Source organism: Streptomyces sp. AMJ-169 (assembly GCF_055597585.1).
Genome location: NZ_JBVLTJ010000002.1, coordinates 265,135 through 283,138 on the forward strand (window position 1 = coordinate 265,135; position 18,004 = coordinate 283,138).

General features: G+C 70.6%; 17 protein-coding genes. 7 read left to right on the plus strand and 10 right to left on the minus strand.

What is annotated here, in order from left to right:
• Positions 1–10 precede the first annotated feature (10 nt).
• Positions 11–868 (minus strand): DUF5753 domain-containing protein, encoded by an 858-nt coding sequence (locus tag ACYUD3_RS05775; RefSeq protein WP_470964642.1) that lies wholly within the window; start codon positions 866–868, stop codon positions 11–13.
• Between the two features lie 176 nt (positions 869–1,044).
• Between ACYUD3_RS05775 and ACYUD3_RS05780 the strand changes: the two genes are divergently transcribed.
• From ACYUD3_RS05780 to ACYUD3_RS05790, 3 genes are all read left to right on the plus strand, one after another.
• Complete coding sequence (locus tag ACYUD3_RS05780; RefSeq protein ID WP_470964645.1) at positions 1,045–1,464, plus strand: ATP-binding protein; 420 nt, start codon at positions 1,045–1,047, stop codon at positions 1,462–1,464.
• 89 nt (positions 1,465–1,553) lie between these two features.
• A complete protein-coding gene (locus ACYUD3_RS05785; protein WP_470964648.1) occupies positions 1,554–1,730 on the plus strand; it encodes a hypothetical protein in 177 nt (58 codons plus the stop codon).
• Between the two features lie 176 nt (positions 1,731–1,906).
• Positions 1,907–2,443 carry a hypothetical protein gene (locus ACYUD3_RS05790; protein WP_470964651.1) on the plus strand — a complete coding sequence of 179 codons (537 nt, stop codon included), beginning with the start codon at positions 1,907–1,909 and terminating at the stop codon, positions 2,441–2,443.
• Between the two features lie 161 nt (positions 2,444–2,604).
• Here the strand turns inward: ACYUD3_RS05790 and ACYUD3_RS05795 are convergent, their stop codons facing one another.
• From ACYUD3_RS05795 to ACYUD3_RS05820, 6 genes are all read right to left on the minus strand, one after another.
• Positions 2,605–2,934, minus strand: coding sequence for a hypothetical protein (locus ACYUD3_RS05795; RefSeq protein WP_470964654.1), 330 nt, complete (start codon positions 2,932–2,934; stop codon positions 2,605–2,607).
• Between the two features lie 77 nt (positions 2,935–3,011).
• Positions 3,012–3,590, minus strand: a complete 579-nt coding sequence (locus ACYUD3_RS05800) for a hypothetical protein (RefSeq protein WP_470964657.1) — start codon at positions 3,588–3,590, stop codon at positions 3,012–3,014.
• A 344-nt stretch (positions 3,591–3,934) separates the two neighbouring features.
• On the minus strand, positions 3,935–4,720 hold the full coding sequence (locus tag ACYUD3_RS05805) for a hypothetical protein (RefSeq protein ID WP_470964660.1): 786 nt from the start codon (positions 4,718–4,720) through the stop codon (positions 3,935–3,937).
• 185 nt (positions 4,721–4,905) lie between these two features.
• Positions 4,906–5,568: a DUF5063 domain-containing protein gene (locus ACYUD3_RS05810; RefSeq protein ID WP_470964663.1), complete on the minus strand. Its 663-nt coding sequence runs from the start codon at positions 5,566–5,568 to the stop codon at positions 4,906–4,908.
• Positions 5,561–6,160, minus strand: coding sequence for a recombination mediator RecR (gene recR / locus ACYUD3_RS05815; RefSeq protein ID WP_470964666.1), 600 nt, complete (start codon positions 6,158–6,160; stop codon positions 5,561–5,563). The genes ACYUD3_RS05810 and recR overlap by 8 nt, the downstream gene beginning before the upstream one ends.
• 94 nt (positions 6,161–6,254) lie before the next feature.
• Positions 6,255–6,599, minus strand: a complete 345-nt coding sequence (locus ACYUD3_RS05820; protein ID WP_470966027.1) for a YbaB/EbfC family nucleoid-associated protein — start codon at positions 6,597–6,599, stop codon at positions 6,255–6,257.
• Between the two features lie 267 nt (positions 6,600–6,866).
• Here ACYUD3_RS05820 and ACYUD3_RS05825 point away from each other — a divergent pair, with 267 nt between their 5' ends.
• Positions 6,867–7,604, plus strand: a complete 738-nt coding sequence (locus ACYUD3_RS05825; protein ID WP_470966029.1) for an SLATT domain-containing protein — start codon at positions 6,867–6,869, stop codon at positions 7,602–7,604.
• Between the two features lie 210 nt (positions 7,605–7,814).
• Here ACYUD3_RS05825 and ACYUD3_RS05830 read toward each other — a convergent pair whose 3' ends face one another.
• The 3 genes from ACYUD3_RS05830 to ACYUD3_RS05840 all read right to left on the minus strand — a co-directional run bounded on the left by ACYUD3_RS05830 (position 7,815) and on the right by ACYUD3_RS05840 (position 13,112).
• Complete coding sequence (locus tag ACYUD3_RS05830) at positions 7,815–9,248, minus strand: M20/M25/M40 family metallo-hydrolase (RefSeq protein ID WP_470964669.1); 1,434 nt, start codon at positions 9,246–9,248, stop codon at positions 7,815–7,817.
• A 111-nt stretch (positions 9,249–9,359) separates the two neighbouring features.
• Positions 9,360–10,979, minus strand: a complete 1,620-nt coding sequence (locus tag ACYUD3_RS05835) for a substrate-binding domain-containing protein (RefSeq protein ID WP_470964672.1) — start codon at positions 10,977–10,979, stop codon at positions 9,360–9,362.
• A 102-nt stretch (positions 10,980–11,081) separates the two neighbouring features.
• On the minus strand, positions 11,082–13,112 hold the full coding sequence (locus ACYUD3_RS05840; protein ID WP_470964675.1) for a serine/threonine-protein kinase: 2,031 nt from the start codon (positions 13,110–13,112) through the stop codon (positions 11,082–11,084).
• 248 nt (positions 13,113–13,360) lie between these two features.
• Between ACYUD3_RS05840 and ACYUD3_RS05845 the strand changes: the two genes are divergently transcribed.
• From ACYUD3_RS05845 to ACYUD3_RS05855, 3 genes are all read left to right on the plus strand, one after another.
• Entirely contained in the window at positions 13,361–14,716 is a 1,356-nt protein-coding gene (locus tag ACYUD3_RS05845) for an aminotransferase class III-fold pyridoxal phosphate-dependent enzyme (RefSeq protein WP_470964678.1), read from the plus strand.
• A gap of 137 nt (positions 14,717–14,853) precedes the next feature.
• Positions 14,854–15,561 (plus strand): GntR family transcriptional regulator, encoded by a 708-nt coding sequence (locus ACYUD3_RS05850; protein WP_470964681.1) that lies wholly within the window; start codon positions 14,854–14,856, stop codon positions 15,559–15,561.
• Positions 15,558–17,963 (plus strand): dolichyl-phosphate beta-glucosyltransferase, encoded by a 2,406-nt coding sequence (locus ACYUD3_RS05855; protein WP_470964684.1) that lies wholly within the window; start codon positions 15,558–15,560, stop codon positions 17,961–17,963. The genes ACYUD3_RS05850 and ACYUD3_RS05855 overlap by 4 nt, the downstream gene beginning before the upstream one ends.
• Positions 17,964–18,004 lie beyond the last annotated feature (41 nt).

Genomic DNA, 18,004 nt, shown 5'->3' on the forward strand with positions numbered 1-18,004 from the left:
CTTACGTCGGCTAGTCCTTGTTGTCCAGCGCCTGGCGAATCCGGCGGGCGGACTGCGCGGGCGACAGTGCTGCCGAGCGTAGCCGATTGAAGACGTTGGAGTAGACGGCCAAGTCCTCCGGTCCCTCGACGACGGTGGTATTCGCGGGAGTTCGGACGGTCACGACCTCCGCGTAGGGCTCCACGCCGTAGGAGAAGGCTGTGAACGCGTCGGACATCGTCGCGGCCAGGAATGCCGACACCGGCAGGATCTGGAGCGTCACGTTCTGCCGACGCCCAACCTTCAGCAGGTGTTGCAACTGGTCCGCGTACACCTCGGAGCCGTCGGCGAGCGAAGTGAGCGCAGGCTCCCAGATGATCGCCGTGTACTGCACCGACCCCTCGTCGACCCTGCGCTGTCGCTGCATCCGGACCTCGACCAGTTCAGCCGCCTCGGCCTCCGCGACGAAGGTCGGTCCGATGGTGATGACCTTCTCCGCGTACTGGGCGGTCTGCAACAGGCCCGGAATCAGCACCGGATCCCAGGAGAGGATGTATGTCGCGTCGTTCTCCAGCGTGATGTGGTCGGCGTAGTAGGGCCGCAGCGTCTCCTCATAATCGACCCACCACCCCCGCTGATTACTACTACGCGCCCAACCCAACAGCCGAGCCCGCTCCCCCTCCTCCGTCACCCCGTACCGGTCGAGCAGGGTGTGCACTTCGAGGGCCGAGACCGAGACCTGACCACTCTCTATGCGGCTGACCTTGCTGATGGCCTTCATGATGGCCGTAGCCGCCGCTGCCTGGTCGAGGCCGGCGGCTTCGCGGTGGCGCCTGAGCGCTACGCCGAGCCTGCGACTACGCACGGTCGGCTTTCCCCCTGTGGGCATCTCCAGCTCCTCTCAACTCGTGTGGTGAGTCTGCCCTGTTGAAATGGGCGGGGTATAGATAGAACATTAGAGCGACCGCAAATTTGCGAGCAAGCACGTTGCGGTCGCGATTCGAACACGGCTAGCTTCTTGGACGTTGCCGACGTGCAGTCACCCACCTCGCAAGGGGATGAGCCATGCCCGCGAACGCCACGACCCCACACACCGTCGCCCTCCAATACCCCCGCCACCGCCGCAGCGTCACCCGAGCCAGAACCGCCCTCCACCACCAGCTGGCCCGCTGGCGCATCTGCGGTGAACTGGCCGACACAGCGGAGCTGTTGCTTACGGAACTGGCGACGAACGCCATCAACGCCAAGACGCTCCCCGGCCGGGAGATCAGGGTGGAGTTCGAGCTGACGGAAGACGAACTCCGCCTCGAAGTCGCCGACGCGAGCGAGGAGTTGCCGGAGCTGAGGAATGCGGAGCCGGACGAGGAGGGCGGCCGGGGACTCGTACTCGTAGACGCACTGGCCGAAAGCTGGGGCGTCAAGTCACGGGACGGCGTGGGCAAGGTGGTGTGGGCGGTGCTGACGCTCAACGGGGAGGGGAGGTGAGGAGGTTCGGGTTACGGAGACTGCTACTGAGGCTGCTGGTAAGCCTGTTGACGAGGGAGGCGACGCAACACGCGCTAGGAACATGCCACTTGGGAACACGAAACCCAAGCCGCACCCCACCCCACCCCGACCCGCCCTACGCCTCCATCCCCTGCACCCTGGGCACCCACACCCACTGCCAGGAAACCCACCCCCGCGACTCCGGCGTCCCCGGCGTCCACTTCCTCACCTGCACCTGCCGCTGCCACCACCCCTGGCCACCATGAGAACCCTCTTCACCCTCACCTTGCTGACGATATGGGCGACGGTCGTCCTGACCTTCGTCGCGGCGGTCGTACACCGCTGAGGGTCTCGTGGCGCAAACAGGCAACAGCCGGGCCCCCATCCCTTAGGGTCCCTTTTACCCGTTTCACGCAATCAGGCTTCCAAAGAAGGATCGTCCATGCGCAGAGCCGTAGCTTTGCCTCTGGCCGCTCTTGCGGGTGCCGTACTCGTCGGCGGTGTCGCTGTCGCGGCCGACGAACCGCCCGCGGAGCTGAACATCGTGGCCTCCGCGGGCGGCGGCATCGATCTCGGCAACTGGCTCCCGCCGGACTTGGCCGCCTCCGCGAAGGATGCCGCTCACGCGCCCGACGGCTTTGTCTGCACTATCTGGGTCGGAGCGGTTGTCGCCGACGGGCTCCGCGACATCAAGGCCGGCACGCACCAGACATGCACCGGCAGTTTCCGCAGTCAGTGGACCCAGGCGCAGTTCGCCTCCCAGAAAGACGGATGGCACCGCATCACCAACTCGATCGTCGGCCCGAGGACCAGCGACCAGATCAACGACAGCACCTTCGGTGTCGGCTGTAAGGCCAACCCCAAGGACGGCCAGCAGAACTACCGTCTCGAAGGCCGTGGCTACGCGATCGCCACAAACGGAGTGGAGGTGCGCGGCAACCTGCAATATGGGAAAGCGTCCAAGTGGACGTGCGTCTGACAACCGAGGTGCACCATGAGCCCTGACCACCACACGGCGGCACAGTCGTTCGGCTATCCCTCATCCTCGCCCAAGGAGGACAGGCCCGTCACCGAACCTCCGGCAGAGGGCCTGCTTCGCGGAACGGCGAGAAAGACCGAGCCCGGCGAATTCCCCCCGGACTACTGGGAGACACCGGCCGGCTGACCGGCGTACCCCACCCCCGCAGCCCGATCCGTCCCGCAGATCCGGCAGTTCTGGCGGAGCAGTCTGACCAGGCGGCCCCTCTGGTCGTAGCCGTACTCATCGCTCACGACCCCCGCGCAGTGGCTGGTGGCACAAGCGGCCGTCCCGGTCAGGGAGGCGTACGGGCCCGCGTAGGTCACGGACTTGTTACACCCCCGGCTCAGGCACTGGAAGGGGGTGATCCTCTCCTCGCCGGGGACGTAGCTCACGATGTAGCAGATCGACTCAGGGCTGTTGCAATGCGGGCAGATGGTGGCGGCAGCCATGGGCACATGCTCGCTTCCTCGGAACCGTCGAGAGGGAACGCCCTGCTCAACGACGGGAAGCCCGCCTCGTCACCCTTTCAGCGCATGGACCCCACAACCCCCTCAAGCTCAGCCACCGACAACGCCCGCCCCCAAACCCCCAACGTCCAAAGCCACTTGCCGTCCCCCCAGTGATGCACGAACGCCTCCGGAGACGAGACCCACCCCGGCTCGAAGGGCGCGGCCCCCGCCGGCCGCCGGATCAGGACCGCCATAGCCGGCGTCCCCTCAGGCGCACCGTCGTTGTAGAGATCGATCGCGAGCAGCCCGCTGTCAAGGTCCCCGTCGAACACCGAGACCTCGAAGTGCTCACGCCCCCCGGGCCAGAACTCCGGTACAGGCAGCGGCCGTTCACGGTAATACGCGACGACGGCGGCAACCCGCCTCTCCCGCGCCTCCCCCTCAGCCGCCATCACCCCACCCCACCGAAACCGCTCATCCGGCAACACCCCTGGAAACTCCAGCTCCGCCAACTCCTCCCGATACCCGGCCTCTTGGACCTCGGCCAGCAACAGAATCCCGGTCCGCGCGTCGACAACCACCCGCAACGGATGAGGAAGAGAAGGAACCCTCAGCACAACACCCCACCCCTCCCGCCCATCACGCCGCACAGCCACCGGCTCCCCCTCAGCCACCACCCCACCCAAAAACCCAGGCACGACCAAACGACAAGGCTCCGGCGCAAGATCCCAAGGAAACCCCACCCCGAACTCCAGCCCCGCACCCCCCGCACGCACGCCAAGGGAAAAATCCCCACCCCCATGATCAAGGAACCAGTCCCCGGGCGGCCGATAGGCAAAGCGAGTAGAGATCCGCACAGGACTATCGGGCGGCCACCCCTGGCCATCGCCGCGACGCGGCTGAACCGAGGTATGCAGGCCGACGACGGCAGGCTTGGGCCCGGCGATCAGCTCCCGCAGCCCGGTCCAGTCCACCATCGCCGTCCTCCGCCGTGCTCAGCTCAGCTGCCGTCGCCGGTACTGTGGCACAGCTTCGTGGTCGTGTTGGTGACGCAGACATCCCAGCCGCGGAACTTTTCTCCGTTTTTCCCGTCGTCACCGACCGCGTGAGAGCCGTCGGCGAACGTCACCATCAGGTTGACCATGGGGAACTTGGTGACCACAGCCGTACTGCCGAAGTTCTTCACGATCTTCTGCTTGTCCACCGCGACCCCGGAGCCCGGCCCCTGCGCGCCATCGCTTCTCCAGGTCGAGCACGTCTTGTCCCGTGCGCCGGAGATGTTGACGCCGCACTCGTAGGAGTAGTCCATATGGAACCCGGACGGACCGCTCCAGCGGCTGCCGTAGAACGTGATCTCCCAGACCTTCGACGTCCTGCCGCGCACATACTCCTTGATCGCCACCTTGACCTGCTGGACCGCCCGGCACTCGCTGGTGTCGCACCTGGCTTCGATGGCGTAGACGTCCGCCGACTTGTAGATGTAGTCCGTGCTGGCCGCCCCTTTGCGCAGCTTGTACCCGCTAGGGGTGTCGGTCTGCGGTGCCACCGCGCCGTGGCCCGTCAGCCGCTGCCGCACCGGGCCCGGAAGCTCCGACACAGGAGTGGCTTTCCCTTCCGCCAAGGGCTGGTCGGAGAAGAAGCCCAGCGTCACATCGTCCGCGGCCAGCGGCTCGTAGGAGAAGTAGCCGTGCTTCTCGTCCGGAGGGTCCTGTGGCCCCTGGGCGGGCGAGGGAGCGGCCCCCGCGAGACAGACGGCCACCGCAGCGACCGCGACTGCGGCACGCATCTGGCTGAACACCATGAACTCCCCCTGCGGAGCGGTTACGGCACGCTCTTCGCGGCCGGCCCCGGCCCGAGGCGGGCCGACGGCGACGGCAGCATGCCGCAGTCAGTCCGTACACCGCCCCCAGTTCCCCCGCCGAGTCACCCGATCAGCCGACAGAGACCACCTGTCCTGCACACCGGGCCGGCTCACTTCGTCCCCCGCACCCCCAACGGCCCCCCGATCTCCTCCGCCATCACCCTCCCCGCCTCCAACTCCAACGTCTCATCCCCGACGGCGGCCTGATCCGTGTCAAGACCGTCCAGCTCCTCCAGCGGCTGGTCCAACCGGATGTGCGCCAACACCGAATGCAACGCCCGCAGCGTCGCCGACGCCGTAGCCCCCCAGTTGGAGAAGTACGAGAACTGCCACCACCACAGCGCCTCCGACGTGCGGCCCGCGCGGTAGTGGGCCATGCCGTGGCGGAGGTCGGTGATGACATCGGTGAGGTCGTCGGAGATGCGGGCCGGGACGGGGGCCTTGCGGGGCTCGTACGGGTCGAAGACCTCGGAGTAGACGTCCACCGGCTCCAGCAGGCGGGCGAGGCCCTCGCGGAGTTCGTCCACATCGGCGTCCGGGCCCGTGTCCGGCTCGTACCGCTCATCGGGAACGATGTCCTCGTGCGCCCCCAACCTCCCACCCGCCAGCAGGAGTTGGCTCACCTCTAGCAACAAGAAGGGAACGGCGGAACCCGGCTCGTCGCCCTTGGCGACCTCCGTCACCGCGACCAGGAAACTCTCGACCTGATCGGCGATCTGGACCGCGAAGTCGTCCGGGTTCTGCCCGGTCGCGTGCAGCGTGGCGTCAGACATCTAGGAGTCGTCTCCCCTCGAAGGCGCGCCCGAGGGTCACCTCGTCCGCGTATTCCAGGTCGCCACCCACCGGGAGGCCGCTGGCCAGGCGGGTGACCTTCAGGCCCATGGGCTTGATCATGCGGGCGAGGTACGTCGCTGTCGCCTCGCCCTCCAGGTTCGGGTCGGTCGCGAGGATGAGTTCGGTGACCGTGCCGTCCGCGAGGCGCGCGAGGAGCTCCCTTATCCGCAGGTCGTCGGGGCCGACTCCCTCGATCGGGCTGATCGCGCCGCCGAGGACGTGGTACCTGCCCCGGAACTCACGGGTCCGCTCGACCGCGACGACGTCCTTCGGCTCCTCGACGACGCAGATCACCGTGGGGTCGCGGCGCGGGTCGCGGCAGATCCCGCACCGCTCCTCCTGCGCGACGTTCCCGCAGACCGCGCAGAACCGGACCCTCGCCTTGACCTCCATCAGCGCGTTCGCGAGCCGCCGTACGTCCGCCGGCTCCGCCTGGAGGATGTGGAAGGCGATCCGCTGCGCGCTCTTGGGACCGACGCCGGGCAGCCGACCCAGCTCGTCGATGAGGTCCTGGACCACGCCTTCGTACAACGGACTGCCGTCCTTCCTGGGGTTCCTTCAGTGCGTACGGTAGTTGGCGGGGCGCATCTCAGAAAGACAGGCCCGCGCGGAAACACAGGCTCGTTCAGAAAGGCAGGCCGGGGATTCCGCTGCCGCCGCCGAGACCCTGCGCCAGCGGCCCCAGCTTCTGCTGCTGGAGCGCCTGCGCGTTGTCGTTCGCCGCCTTCACGGCCGCCACGACGAGGTCCGCCAGCGTCTCCGTGTCCTCCGGATCCACCGCCTTGGGGTCGATCACCAGCGCCCGCAGCTCACCGGAGCCGGTCACCGTGGCCTTGACCAGACCGCCGCCGGCCTGCCCGTCCACCTCGGTGTTCGCCAGTTCCTCCTGCGCCGCCTGGAGGTCCTGCTGCATCTTCTGGGCCTGCTGGAGCAGCTGCTGCATATTGGGCTGGCCACCGCCGGGAAACACCATCGGCTCCTTGGATATACGACTGACGCACGACATCGGAAAAAGCACGGGGGTTCCCGCTCGGCACGAGCCTACGTGGTCGGTGCGGACGCTGCCCCGGCACTCTTTCGAGTGAGTCTGCCTCCCGGCCTATACCTGATCAAGGCCCACTTCCGGGCGTAAAAGCGGCGAAACCTTCCTCTTCGCCACCCATTGGGAGGTAGGAAGGGTGATCAGCATGCGGGAACGGGGTTCAGGAGGGAGTGCCGGGTGGGTCAGCAGCCGGAGATGCAGCCCGAGGGTCCGCCTCAGGACGGGCGGGACGAGGGCGGGGCTGGCCTTCGGCCGGGCGATCTCACCGCGCGGGTCTTCCCGCTCGGTGACTGGGGCGAGCCCGCGGCCCGGCTCGACGAGCTGTACCGGTGGGTGGAGCGCGGCGCGCTGGAGACGGCCGCCTGGTACCTCGCCGACCGCACCTGGAAGCGGCGCGGGGCGCGGGCGCTGCGCGGTACGGCGGTGGGGGGCGCGCTGGCCGGCGCGGCCCTGCCGCTGATCGACCTCACCGGCCTGCTGCCCGGCGCGGCCCCCTGGGGGTACCTCGCGCTGCTGCTGGCGGTGGCGTGCGCGGCCGCCGACCGCTTCCTCGGGCTCACCTCCGGCTGGATGCGGGACGTCGCCACCGCGCAGGCCGTGCAGCGGCGCCTTCAGGTGCTCCAGTTCGACTGGGCCTCGGAGAGCGTGCGCGAGGTGCTGGGCCCGGCCGAGGGGACGGCCGGGGAGGCCGCCGAGCGGTGTCTGGCGGTGCTGCGGCGGTTCTGCGACGACGTCACCGACCTCGTCCGCGCGGAGACGGCCGACTGGATGATCGAGTTCCGGACCGGGGGGACGCCGCTGGCGCTCCAGTCGGCGGTCGCGGCACCGACCCGGCATGATCCGGCGCTGCCCGCGCAGGGGAGGTTTCCGCTGCCGCCGGCGAATGGGGCGCGGCCGAACATGCCGCGGCAGCGGCCGCCGGAGCCGAGGTGAGGTGGGGTGGGTGAGGGCGGGTGCGGGCAGGTGAGGGCCCCCTAGGGGTTCCTTAGGGGAGCGGTCGGTGTGAGGGGAGCGGCGTCCCTTACGGGTTCCCTAGGGGAGCGGTGTGAGGGGCGCCCGTGTGAGGGGGCCGCGCCCCTTACGGGTTCCCTAAGGGAGCGCGCCGCCCGCAGCGCCCCTTACGGATCCCCTAGGGCCCCCTCCCTAGGCCTGCGGCGCCGGGAACGCCACCGGTCCCCGCAACCCCGCCCGATTCACCGCCCGCACCCCGAAGAACACGTTGTCCTTGGACAGCTCCACCTCGTACGACGTCACATCCCCGGCGGCAGCCACCTGCGTCCATTCGGGCGACGTCGTCTCCCGCCAGACCACCTCGTACCCGGCCAGGTCGGGCTCGCTCCCCCGGGTCCAGACCAGCCGGGTCGAGTTGGTCAGCGCCGACGTCACGATCCGCGCCCCGCGCGGAGTGCCCGGCGCCTGCGCCAGCGTCCAGAGCGCGGCGGCGTTGACCTTCGCGACCCGGGTCACGAAGGGGAAGTCGCAGAACTCCGGCAGATCCCCGTACTGCTTGCCCTCCACCACCCGCACGTCCTGATGCTGATGCGCGAAGTCCTCGGCGGGCTCGGTGAACCGGGCGGCGGGGAAGCCGCGTTCGAGGAACGGGATGTGATCGCCGCCGCGCAGATACCGGTCCCGCCGGTAGACCACCCGCACCCGCATCCCGGTCGCGTCGTTGTCAGCGACATCCTTGACGAACCGGGCGAGTTGCCGCGTGGCGGAGTCGTCCTCACCCCCGACCGACCGCCGCACGGCGGCCTGCTCGGGCGTCTCCGAAGACGGCACCCCTTCCGCGAACAGCCGGATCGTGTACGGGTCCTGACTCCCGTCGTCGGCGGTCAGACTCCCGACGATGTCGTTGGTGAACATCCCCTGTACGTCCGTCCCGGCGGCCTTCAACTGCTGCGCCAGGTAAGCCGATCCGTACAGCCCCTGCTCCTCCCCCGCGACGGCCGCGAACACGACGGTCGCCGCCGGCCTGCGCCGCGCGAACACCCGCGCCAGCTCCAGGACGACGGCCACCCCGGACGCGTCGTCGTCGGCACCCGGCGCGTCGGAGACGGCGTCCATGACGTCCGAGGCGCGCGAGTCGTAGTGCCCGGAGACGACGTACACCCGCTCGGGCGCCACCGAACCCCGCAGCGTGGCAAGGACGTTGGTGATACGGGTCGCCACCGGGACGCGGGCGGCGGGTTCCTGGACGTACGACTGGAGCCCGACCGTCATCCGGCCGCCCGACTCGGCCGCGTACGACCGGAGTTGGGCGTGCAGCCAGTCGCGGGCGGCACCGATCCCGCGCGTGGGGTCGTCCTGGGCGGAGAGGGTGTGGCGGGTGCCGAAGGAGGCGAGGGTACGGACGGTGGACTCGATTCTGCGGGGGTCCAACTCCTTGAGGAGGGCTCGGAGTTCACGGGTGGGGGGTTGGGTGGTGGCGGCGGGGTGGGAGGTGGGGTGCGTGGAGTTCAAGGCGGTCGGGGCGTCCGAGGTGTCCGGCGCGGCGCTCGCCGGGGCCGTCGCGGCGCTCAGGCCCGCAACCGCCGTTGCCGTCAGGACAGTTCGCCGGTCAGGGGTGGGGCCCATGTGTCCTCCTGGGGTGACGTCCGGTGGGCCGATCGTCGTGGACGCGTCCGGAGGAGACAAGGGGACCTCTCCAAGGGGCCTCCCTCAGGGGGTCCCTCAACAGGGCTCGGCTCAGGGTGAGTTGACCGGCGCCGGCTGCCCCGTCTCCGCGCACAGTTGCAGCCCCTGCGGGCTCCAGCAGGGAATGTTCCCGTAGGCACGGATCGCCGTCTGGCCCTTGCCCCGGATGAGGTAGGTGAGGAAGTTGTCCGCGAGCGAGCCCTCGGGCGGGCTGCCGTAGGTGTAGGCGTACTCGATCTCGCGGTACGGGTAGGCGCTGGTGCCGTTGGCGATGGCGGCGGTGGCGGGCGGGTCGCCGTCGAGGTCGAGCAGGTGCAGGCCCTTGGCGTGTTCGGCGACGTTCAGCTCGCTGTAGCCGATGGCGCCGGGGGTCGCCGCGACCGTCGTCAACACCTGGTCGGTGGAGTCGAGTTCGCAGCGGATGAAGCGGGCGGTCTCGTACGGCTCCTTGTGGGAGCAGTCGACGGAGGTGTTCGCGGGCTCGCCCTGGCCGAGGACGCGGCGCTGGAAGACCTGCCGGGTACCGGAGTTGGCGTCGCGGGAGACCATCCGGACCAGGAGGTCGGGGCCGCCCAGCTGGCGCCAGTTGGCGATCTCGCCCCGGTAGATCCGGCGGACGGAGTCGGTGGAGAGGTTCTTCAGGGGCACCTCGTCGTTAACGACGAGCGCGAAGACCGAGAGCGCGGCGCGGTCCTCGGCGAGGGCGTCCATGCCGGAGTCGGGCTTGGGGCCGTCGGAGAAGGCGATCAGCGCACCCTTAGGGGTACCAGCACCCCGAGCACCCTGAGCGGCACCCTTAGGGGAACCACCCTTACGGGCCGCACCCTGAGCACCCTGAGCCTCCAGATCCCGCAGCCCCGCCGTCGACCCGTGCGCGTCCACCTCGATCTCCGCGCCCCCGCAGTCCCGCTCGAAGCTCCGGGCGACGTCCCGCAGCACGGGCGCGAACGCCGTCGAACCCGTAAGGGTCAGCGCACCGCGCGCGCACTCGACCGGCGGCGGGGTGTCGTCATGGGCCACGACGATCGCCGCGAGCGTCACCACGCACACCGTCAGCATGACCGTGATCAGCCGCGCGGCCCGGCTGAACAGCGGGGGTACGTCGTCGGGGGTGGCGCTGCGGTTGGGGTGGACCTCGCCCTCCCTGATGCCGCCGTACAGCCGGATCGGGGAGCCGACGTCGCCGCCGGAGAGGAGGACCAGCAGCTTGAAGTGCTCGCCCCGGTTGAGGGGGACGCGCGGGACGCGCAGGGTGTGGCCGTCGTAGCCGAAGCCGCGGTCGGCCGTGAAGTGGTCCATCAGATGGTCGGTGTCGGTGGGCTGGGTGACCGAGACGCCTCTGATCGTGCGGTCGGTGAACACCGCGGTCAGGCCGTGCCGTTCGGGCGAGGTGTAGTCGTCGCGGTCGATCCCGACCGACCCGTCGTTCTCGATCCGCAGCAGCACCAGCGTCGCGTCCGACATGTCCGGCCCCTCGTCGAACAGCCCGAGCCGCCGGTTGGCCCGCCCCGATCTGACGCCGTCACCGATCGGGTTGTCCATCTGCACCCGGAACCCGATCCGCTTACGCCGCGGCACCCGCCGCTCGTACCAGACCATCACCCCGGAGGCGACGATACCCAGCACGGCCGTCCCCACGGCCACGATGTTCTCCGCGTCCAGCCACTCCACTGTGGTTCCCCCGCCACTGTGCCGATGGTGGCCCCACCGTACGGCCACACACCCACCCAGCCACCCACATAACGGACCAACTCCAGTAAGTTCAGCGGGTGTTCACCGCTTGCTGTACTCCAGCCGCTCCCCCGTGGCCGTGTTGAGACGTTCCAGGGTTCCGTCGGGCTGGAGGGTCACCTGAGTCGACGCGCCCGGGGTGCAGGAGGAGGGGGGTTCGCCGGAGGTCACTCGGGAGGGGCCGTACGTCAAAGGGCCGTCCGTCGTGGGCTGTTGGGTCAGGGTCGCCGCGAACTCGCAGTGGTAGCCGGGGCCTTGGGCGATCAGGGTCAACGCCGCCGCGCCCACCTCTCCTTGGGCGATGGTGAGCCTGCGTACGTTCGCCCCGCCGCCGTTGTCGATGGTCGCGGTCCAGTCGCCGAGGTATCCGGTGGGGACCGCCCCGTCACCGGGCGCCTCTCCAACTCCCGTGCTGCTCCCCGGAGTCGGCGAAGCCCCCGGCCCCCGCGCCTGCCCCCCGCCCCCGCTCAGCAGCGTATAGACGGTAGCCCCGGCCGCCAGCGCCACGACCAGCGCGACGGCTATGAGGAACAGGGTCGAGCGGGTGCTGGGGCGGGGCGCCGGTTCGTCGGGGTCGTACGGGTCGTCGACGAAGCCGTCGTAGGGATACGGCGAACTCGGCGCCGCCACCGGAGAGTTGTACGCCACCGTCGGCCCGGCCCCACCCGCGGCGCCGGCCCCGCCGGCCCCGTACGAGACCCGCGAGGCCGCAGCACCGGCCCCCTCCGCCGCCCCGAACCCGTCCACCGGGCCGAACCCTTCAGCCGGCCCGGCCCCCTCCACCGGGCCGAACCCGTCCGCCGGCCTGACCCCCTCCACAACCCCCGCCCCCTCCACAGCCCCGAACCCTTCCGCCGACCCGACCCCTTCCGCCGACCCAACCTCCTCCGCCGCCGACCTCACCCCCTCCAAGGGATACCCCGGCCCCCGCCCATGCTCGCGCGCCCCCGAATGCTCACGCGGCCCCGAATGCTCAGGCACCACCTCAGCCCTCCCCCCGGCAACCTCCGGCGCCCCCGCCCCCTCGACCCCCTCCGCCCGATCCGACCGCTCCCCGACCCGCTCCGTCCGCTCCCCGGCCCCCTCCGAACCCCCCACCGATCGCCCCCCGACCCGCTCCCCAGCCCCCTCGGCCCCCTCCCCCGACTCCCCCCGCTCCGGCCCCTCCGCATCCAGCAACCGCACCGCCTGCCGCCCCAGTTGAGCCACCAGGCTCCCCGGCAGCCAAGGCTCCCGCGCCCGTCCGTCCGTCACCGTGTCGTCCGCGCCCACCGCCGTCAGGACCGCCTCCGGAACCGGCCGCGCCCCCGGCTCCTTGCGCAGGCACGCCCGGACCAGATCGGCGATCCCCTCCGGGACACCCCCGAGATCCGGCTCGTCCTCGGCTATGCGGAACATCAGGGCGTGGACACCCCCGTCGGCGGTCCCGAACGGAAGCCGGCCGGTGGCGGCGTACGCGAGGACCGCGCCTAGGCAGAACACGTCCGTCGCCGCGGTGACCGCGTCCCCCCGGACCTGCTCCGGCGCCATGAAACCCGGAGAGCCGACCAGGGCACCCGTAAGGGTCAGCTCAGGGCCGGTCCCCTCCAGGGCGCGGGCGATGCCGAAGTCGATGACGCGCGGGCCGTCGATGGTGACCATCACGTTGGACGGCTTGAGGTCGCGGTGGACGAGACCGGCCGCGTGGATGTCGGAGAGGGCGTGCGCGAGCCCGGCGCCGAGGATGCGCACCGAGCGTTCGGGCAGCGGCCCGTGGTCGTGGCCGACGACCTGCTCCAGGCTGGGTCCGGCGACGTACCCGGTGGCCAGCCAGGGCACCGCGGCCTCGGTGTCGGCGTCGAGGACCGGCGCGGTCCAGGCGCCGCCGACCCGGCGGGCGGCGGCGACCTCCTGCCGGAAGCGCGCGCGGAACTCCTCGCGCGCGGCCAGCTCCGCGCGGACGAGCTTGACCGCGACCGTCCGCCCGCGCTCCGACCGGGCGAGGTAGACGGCGCCCATGCCGCCCCCGCCGAGCCGCGCGAGCAGCCGGTACGCCCCTATCCGCTCCGGATCGCCCGCCCCGAGCCGTTCCATGGCCGCCCCGCCTTCCCCCAGCACGTCCCCCGCACAGATGAACGGGCCGAGAATAATCCGGCCGCCCCGATACCCGTACGGCCCCTAGGGACCCGTAAGGGACACCGGACGGTTCCCCGGCCGCCCTGCCCCTAGGGGATCCAAGGGATCGCGGACCCCTACCCCCGACAGACTGTCGCGGATTCTCCCCACCGACCCCACATCCCGCCGATACCCCTTCCGCATCGCGGACATTTACGCTCACTGTCATGACCCCTGAGCCCAACCCCCAGGCCGGTGCAGCGGTGAAGGCCGCGGACCGCGCGCACGTCTTCCACTCCTGGTCCGCCCAGGACCTCATCGACCCGCTCGCCGTGGCCGGCGCGCGGGGCTCGTACTTCTGGGACTACGACGGCAACCGCTACCTCGACTTCACCAGCGGTCTCGTCTTCACCAACATCGGCTACCAGCACCCGAAGGTCGTCGCGGCGATCCAGGAGCAGGCGGCGACGATGACGACGTTCGCGCCCGCGTTCGCCGTCGAGGCCCGCTCGGAGGCGGCCCGGCTGATCGCCGAGCGCACCCCCGGCGACCTGGACAAGATCTTCTTCACCAACGCGGGCGCCGACGCCGTCGAGCACGCCGTACGGATGGCCCGGCTGCACACCGGGCGGCCGAAGGTGCTGGCGGCCTACCGCTCGTACCACGGCGGCACCCAGCAGGCCGTGAACCTGACCGGCGACCCGCGCCGCTGGCCCTCCGACACCGGCTCGAACGGGGTCGCGCGGTTCTGGGCGCCCTACCTCTACCGCAGCCGGTTCTACGCGGAGACCGAGGAGCAGGAGCTGGGCCGGGCGCTGGAGCACCTGGAGACCACGATCCGCTTCGAGGGCCCGGCGACGATCGCCGCGGTCATCCTGGAGACGGTCCCGGGCACCGCCGGGATCATGGTCCCGCCGCCGGGGTACCTCGCGGGCGTGCGGGCGCTGTGCGACAAGTACGGGATCGTCTTCATCCTGGACGAGGTGATGGCCGGGTTCGGGCGCACCGGCGAGTGGTTCGCGGCCGACCTGTTCGGGGTCGTCCCCGACCTGATGACCTTCGCCAAGGGCGTCAACAGCGGGTACGTCCCCCTAGGGGGCGTCGCGATCTCCGCCAAGATCGCGGAAACCTTTGGCAAGCGTCCTTACCCGGGCGGCCTGACGTACTCGGGGCATCCGCTGGCCTGTGCGGCGGCCGTCGCGACGCTCAATGTGATGGCCGAGGAGGGCATCGTCGAGAACGCCAAGCGGCTCGGCGCCGACGTCGTACGGCCCGCGCTCGACGAGCTGGCGGCGCGGCACCCGAGCGTCGGGGAGGTGCGCGGGACGGGCATGTTCTGGGCGCTGGAGCTCGTCAAGAGCCGCGAGACCAAGGAGCCGCTGGTGCCGTACAACGCGGCCGGGGAGGACAACGCGCCGATGGGGGCGTTCGCCGCCGCCGCGAAGAAGCATGGGGTGTGGCCGTTCGTGAACATGAACCGCACGCATGTCGTGCCGCCGCTGAACGTCACCGAGGAGGAGCTGAAGGAGGGCTTCGCGGCGCTCGACGCGGCGCTGTCGGTGGCCGACGAATACACGGTCTGAACAGGGAAGGCGACGCTGGGTGGCCTTTCGCGAGAAAGTTGGTTAAAGCCCCTCCTCGTTCGAACGCGTAAGGTGGCGTGCTCGTAGATATGGAAAAGAGCACGTCACCCCTGGCCGACCGAGGAGGCCCCCGACCTATGTCCGCCGGCAGCGGCAACGGCGCCGTGACCCGCAGCACCCTGCGGCAGCAGATCGCCGAGGCGCTTCGCGACGAGGTGCTGGGGGGCCGGCTGCAACCGGGCCAGGAGTTCACCGTCAAGGAGATCGCCGAACAGTACGGCGTCTCCGCGACCCCGGTCCGCGAGGCGCTGGTGGACCTGTCCGCGCAGGGCCTGCTGGAGGCCGACCAGCACCGCGGCTTCCGCGTCCACGAGTACTCGCCCGCCGACTACCGGGGCATGGTCGAGGCCCGCGCGCTGATCGTCGAAGGCATGCTGCTCGCCCTCGAACGCGACCCGCACCGCTTCCGCGACCCCGGCCGCGACCCGGCCGCCGCGGCGGCCCTCGCGGGCGTACGCCGCCGGGGCGAGGAGGCCGGACGGGCCGCGTCCGCCGGGGACTTGAACGTCCTGATCGGCTACGACCTGCGGTTCTGGCGGGAGTTGGGCGCCCTCTTCGGCAACCCCTACCTCGGCGACTTCCTCAACCGGCTGCGCGTGCAGTCCTGGGTCTGCGCGGTACGGCATCTGCGCCGGCTGACCGATCTGCGCGGCCATCTCTGGTGCGGGCACACGGAGTTGGTGAACGCGCTGGTGAGCCAGAACCTCGACGCGGCGCGGGAACTGCTCGCCGCCTACCACTCGGGGTCGGTGGCGCTGATCGAGCGGCTGGCCGCGGCGGAATGAGTGTTCCCGCCCTTTCGGTGGTCGTCCCGGCCTACAACGAGGAGCGGCGGCTCGGCCCGACCCTCGACGCGATCACCGCCCACCTCTCCCAGGACCCCTCCCGTAGCTGGGAGTTGCTGGTCGTGGACGACGGATCGACGGACGGCACCGCCGAGTTGGCGAAGTCGTACCCACGGGTCCAGCTCATCGACTCCCCCGCCAACAAAGGCAAAGGCCACGCCCTCCGGCTGGGGGTCGCTGCCAGCCGGGGCGAGCGCGTCCTGGTCACGGACGCCGATCTCGCCACCCCCATCGAAGAGTTGGAGCACCTGGAGAAGGAACTCCCGCCCGGCGGCGCGGCGATAGCCTCCCGCTCGGCACCCGGCGCCACGATCGGCACCCGCCCCCCGCGCTCCCGCCAACTCCTGGGCACCGCAGGCGACTTCCTGATCCGCCGCACGACCCTCCCCGGCCTGCGCGACACCCAGTGCGGCTTCAAGCTGTACGACGGCGCCGCCGCCCGCGAGGCCTACGCGGCGGCGCGGCTCGACGGCTGGGCGACCGACGTCGAGGTCCTGCGCCACTTCCGCACGGCCGGCCGTACGGTCACCGAGGTCCCCGTCCGCTGGTCCCACCAGCCCGGCTCCAAGCTCCGCCCCTGGGCCTACGTCCGCTTCCTCGCCGAACTCGCCTCGCTGCACCGGGTTTCACTGCTCGTCGCGCTGCTCTTCCTCGCCTTCTCCGTCACCCTCTACTCGGGCCGCTTCTTCGACCCCGCGCACCGGTATCTGACCGACTCGCTCCAGGACCAGAACCAGTGGGAGTGGTTCTTCGCGGTGACGGCGGACAACGTCGCGCATCTGCGCAGCCCGTTCTTCACGACGTTGCAGGGGTGGCCCGAGGGGGTCAACCTCATGGCGAACACAGTGATGTTGGGTCTTTCGGTGCCGCTCGCGCCGGTAACTCTGCTGGCGGGACCGGCGGTTGCGCTCAGCCTGTGCATGACGCTGGGGCTCGCGGGGACGGGGTTCGCCTGGTACCGGCTGTTCCTGCGGCGGCTGGCGGGCGGGCGTGCGGGGGCCGCTTTCGCCGGAGCCGCGCTCGCCGCGTTCGCGCCGCCGATGGTGAGTCATGGCAACGCGCATCCCAACTTCGTTGTGCTGTTCGTGATTCCGCTGCTCGTGGAGCGGGCGGTGCGGCTGTGCTCTGCCGGAGACTTCAAGCAGAGCCGTCCGGTTCGTGACGCCGTCGTACTCGGGCTACTGGCGGCCTACCAGTTCTTCCTCGGCGAGGAACCCCTCCTCCTCGCCGCACTGGGGATGCTGCTGTTCGCCGCCGCCTACGTGGCCGTCGATCCGGGCGTGGTCCGCGCGGCGGCTCCCCGGCTGCTGCGAGGCTTGGCCGTCGCGGCGGCCGTATGCCTCCCCCTCGTCTGCTGGCCGCTGGTCTGGCAGTTCCACGGGCCGCAGAGCTACGTCGGGATCGATCACGGGCCGAACGCGGGGAACAGTCCGCTCGCGCTGATCTCGTTCGCGGAACGGTCGCTGCTCGCGGGGGACGCGGCGCGGGCGAACGCGCTGTCCCTCAACCCGACCGAGCAGAACGCCTTCTACGGACTTCCGCTGGTCCTGCTCGCGCTCGCGGTGACCGTCGCGCTGTGGCAACGGCGGCCGGTCGTACGGGCGTTGGGGCTCACGGCCGCGGCGGCGGCGCTGCTGTCGATGGGGCCGCGCATCCCCGTCCCGTACACGGACGTCGTGCTGCCGGGCCCTTGGTCGCTGCTCGCCGAACTCCCGCTGTTCGAGTCGGTGTTGGAGAGCCGGGTCGCGATGATCTGCGCGCCGGTGCTGGGGATGCTGGTGGCGGTCGCGGTGCGGTCTTCCGCCGAGGGGCGGCCTGTCGTCCGCTACGGCGCGCCGGCCGTCGTAGGACTGGCGCTGCTGCCGCTGGTACCGGCGCCGCTGAAGTCCGAACCCCGGTCCGTGGCGCCCGAGTTCTTCGCGGGCGGGATGTGGAAGGCGTACGTGCGGCCGGGCGAGACGCTGGTGCCGGTGCCGCTCGCCGATCCGTCCGCCGCGGAGGCGCTGCACTGGCAGGTGGCGGCGGGGCTCGGGTTCCGGATGCCGGGCGGGTACTTCAACGGGCCTTATGGGAACGGGGATCGCAGCGGGGTGTACGGGGTTCCGCTGAATTTCACCGCGGGGTTGTTCACCGACGTGCGCGCGACGGGTGTCATACCTGTGGTGAACACGGTCGCGCGGGCGCGGGTGCGGGAGGAGCTGGCGGGGTGGAAGGCGGGGGCGCTCGTGCTGGGGCCGCAGCCGAGGGAACGGGAGCTGCGGGAGACCGTGGAGAAACTCTTGGGCCGCTCCGGTGAGCGGGTGGGCGGTGTCTGGGTATGGGACCTGCACGGGGGGAGCTGAGCGCGGGCGGCTGCGACTACGCTTCCCTGACGAAACCGACG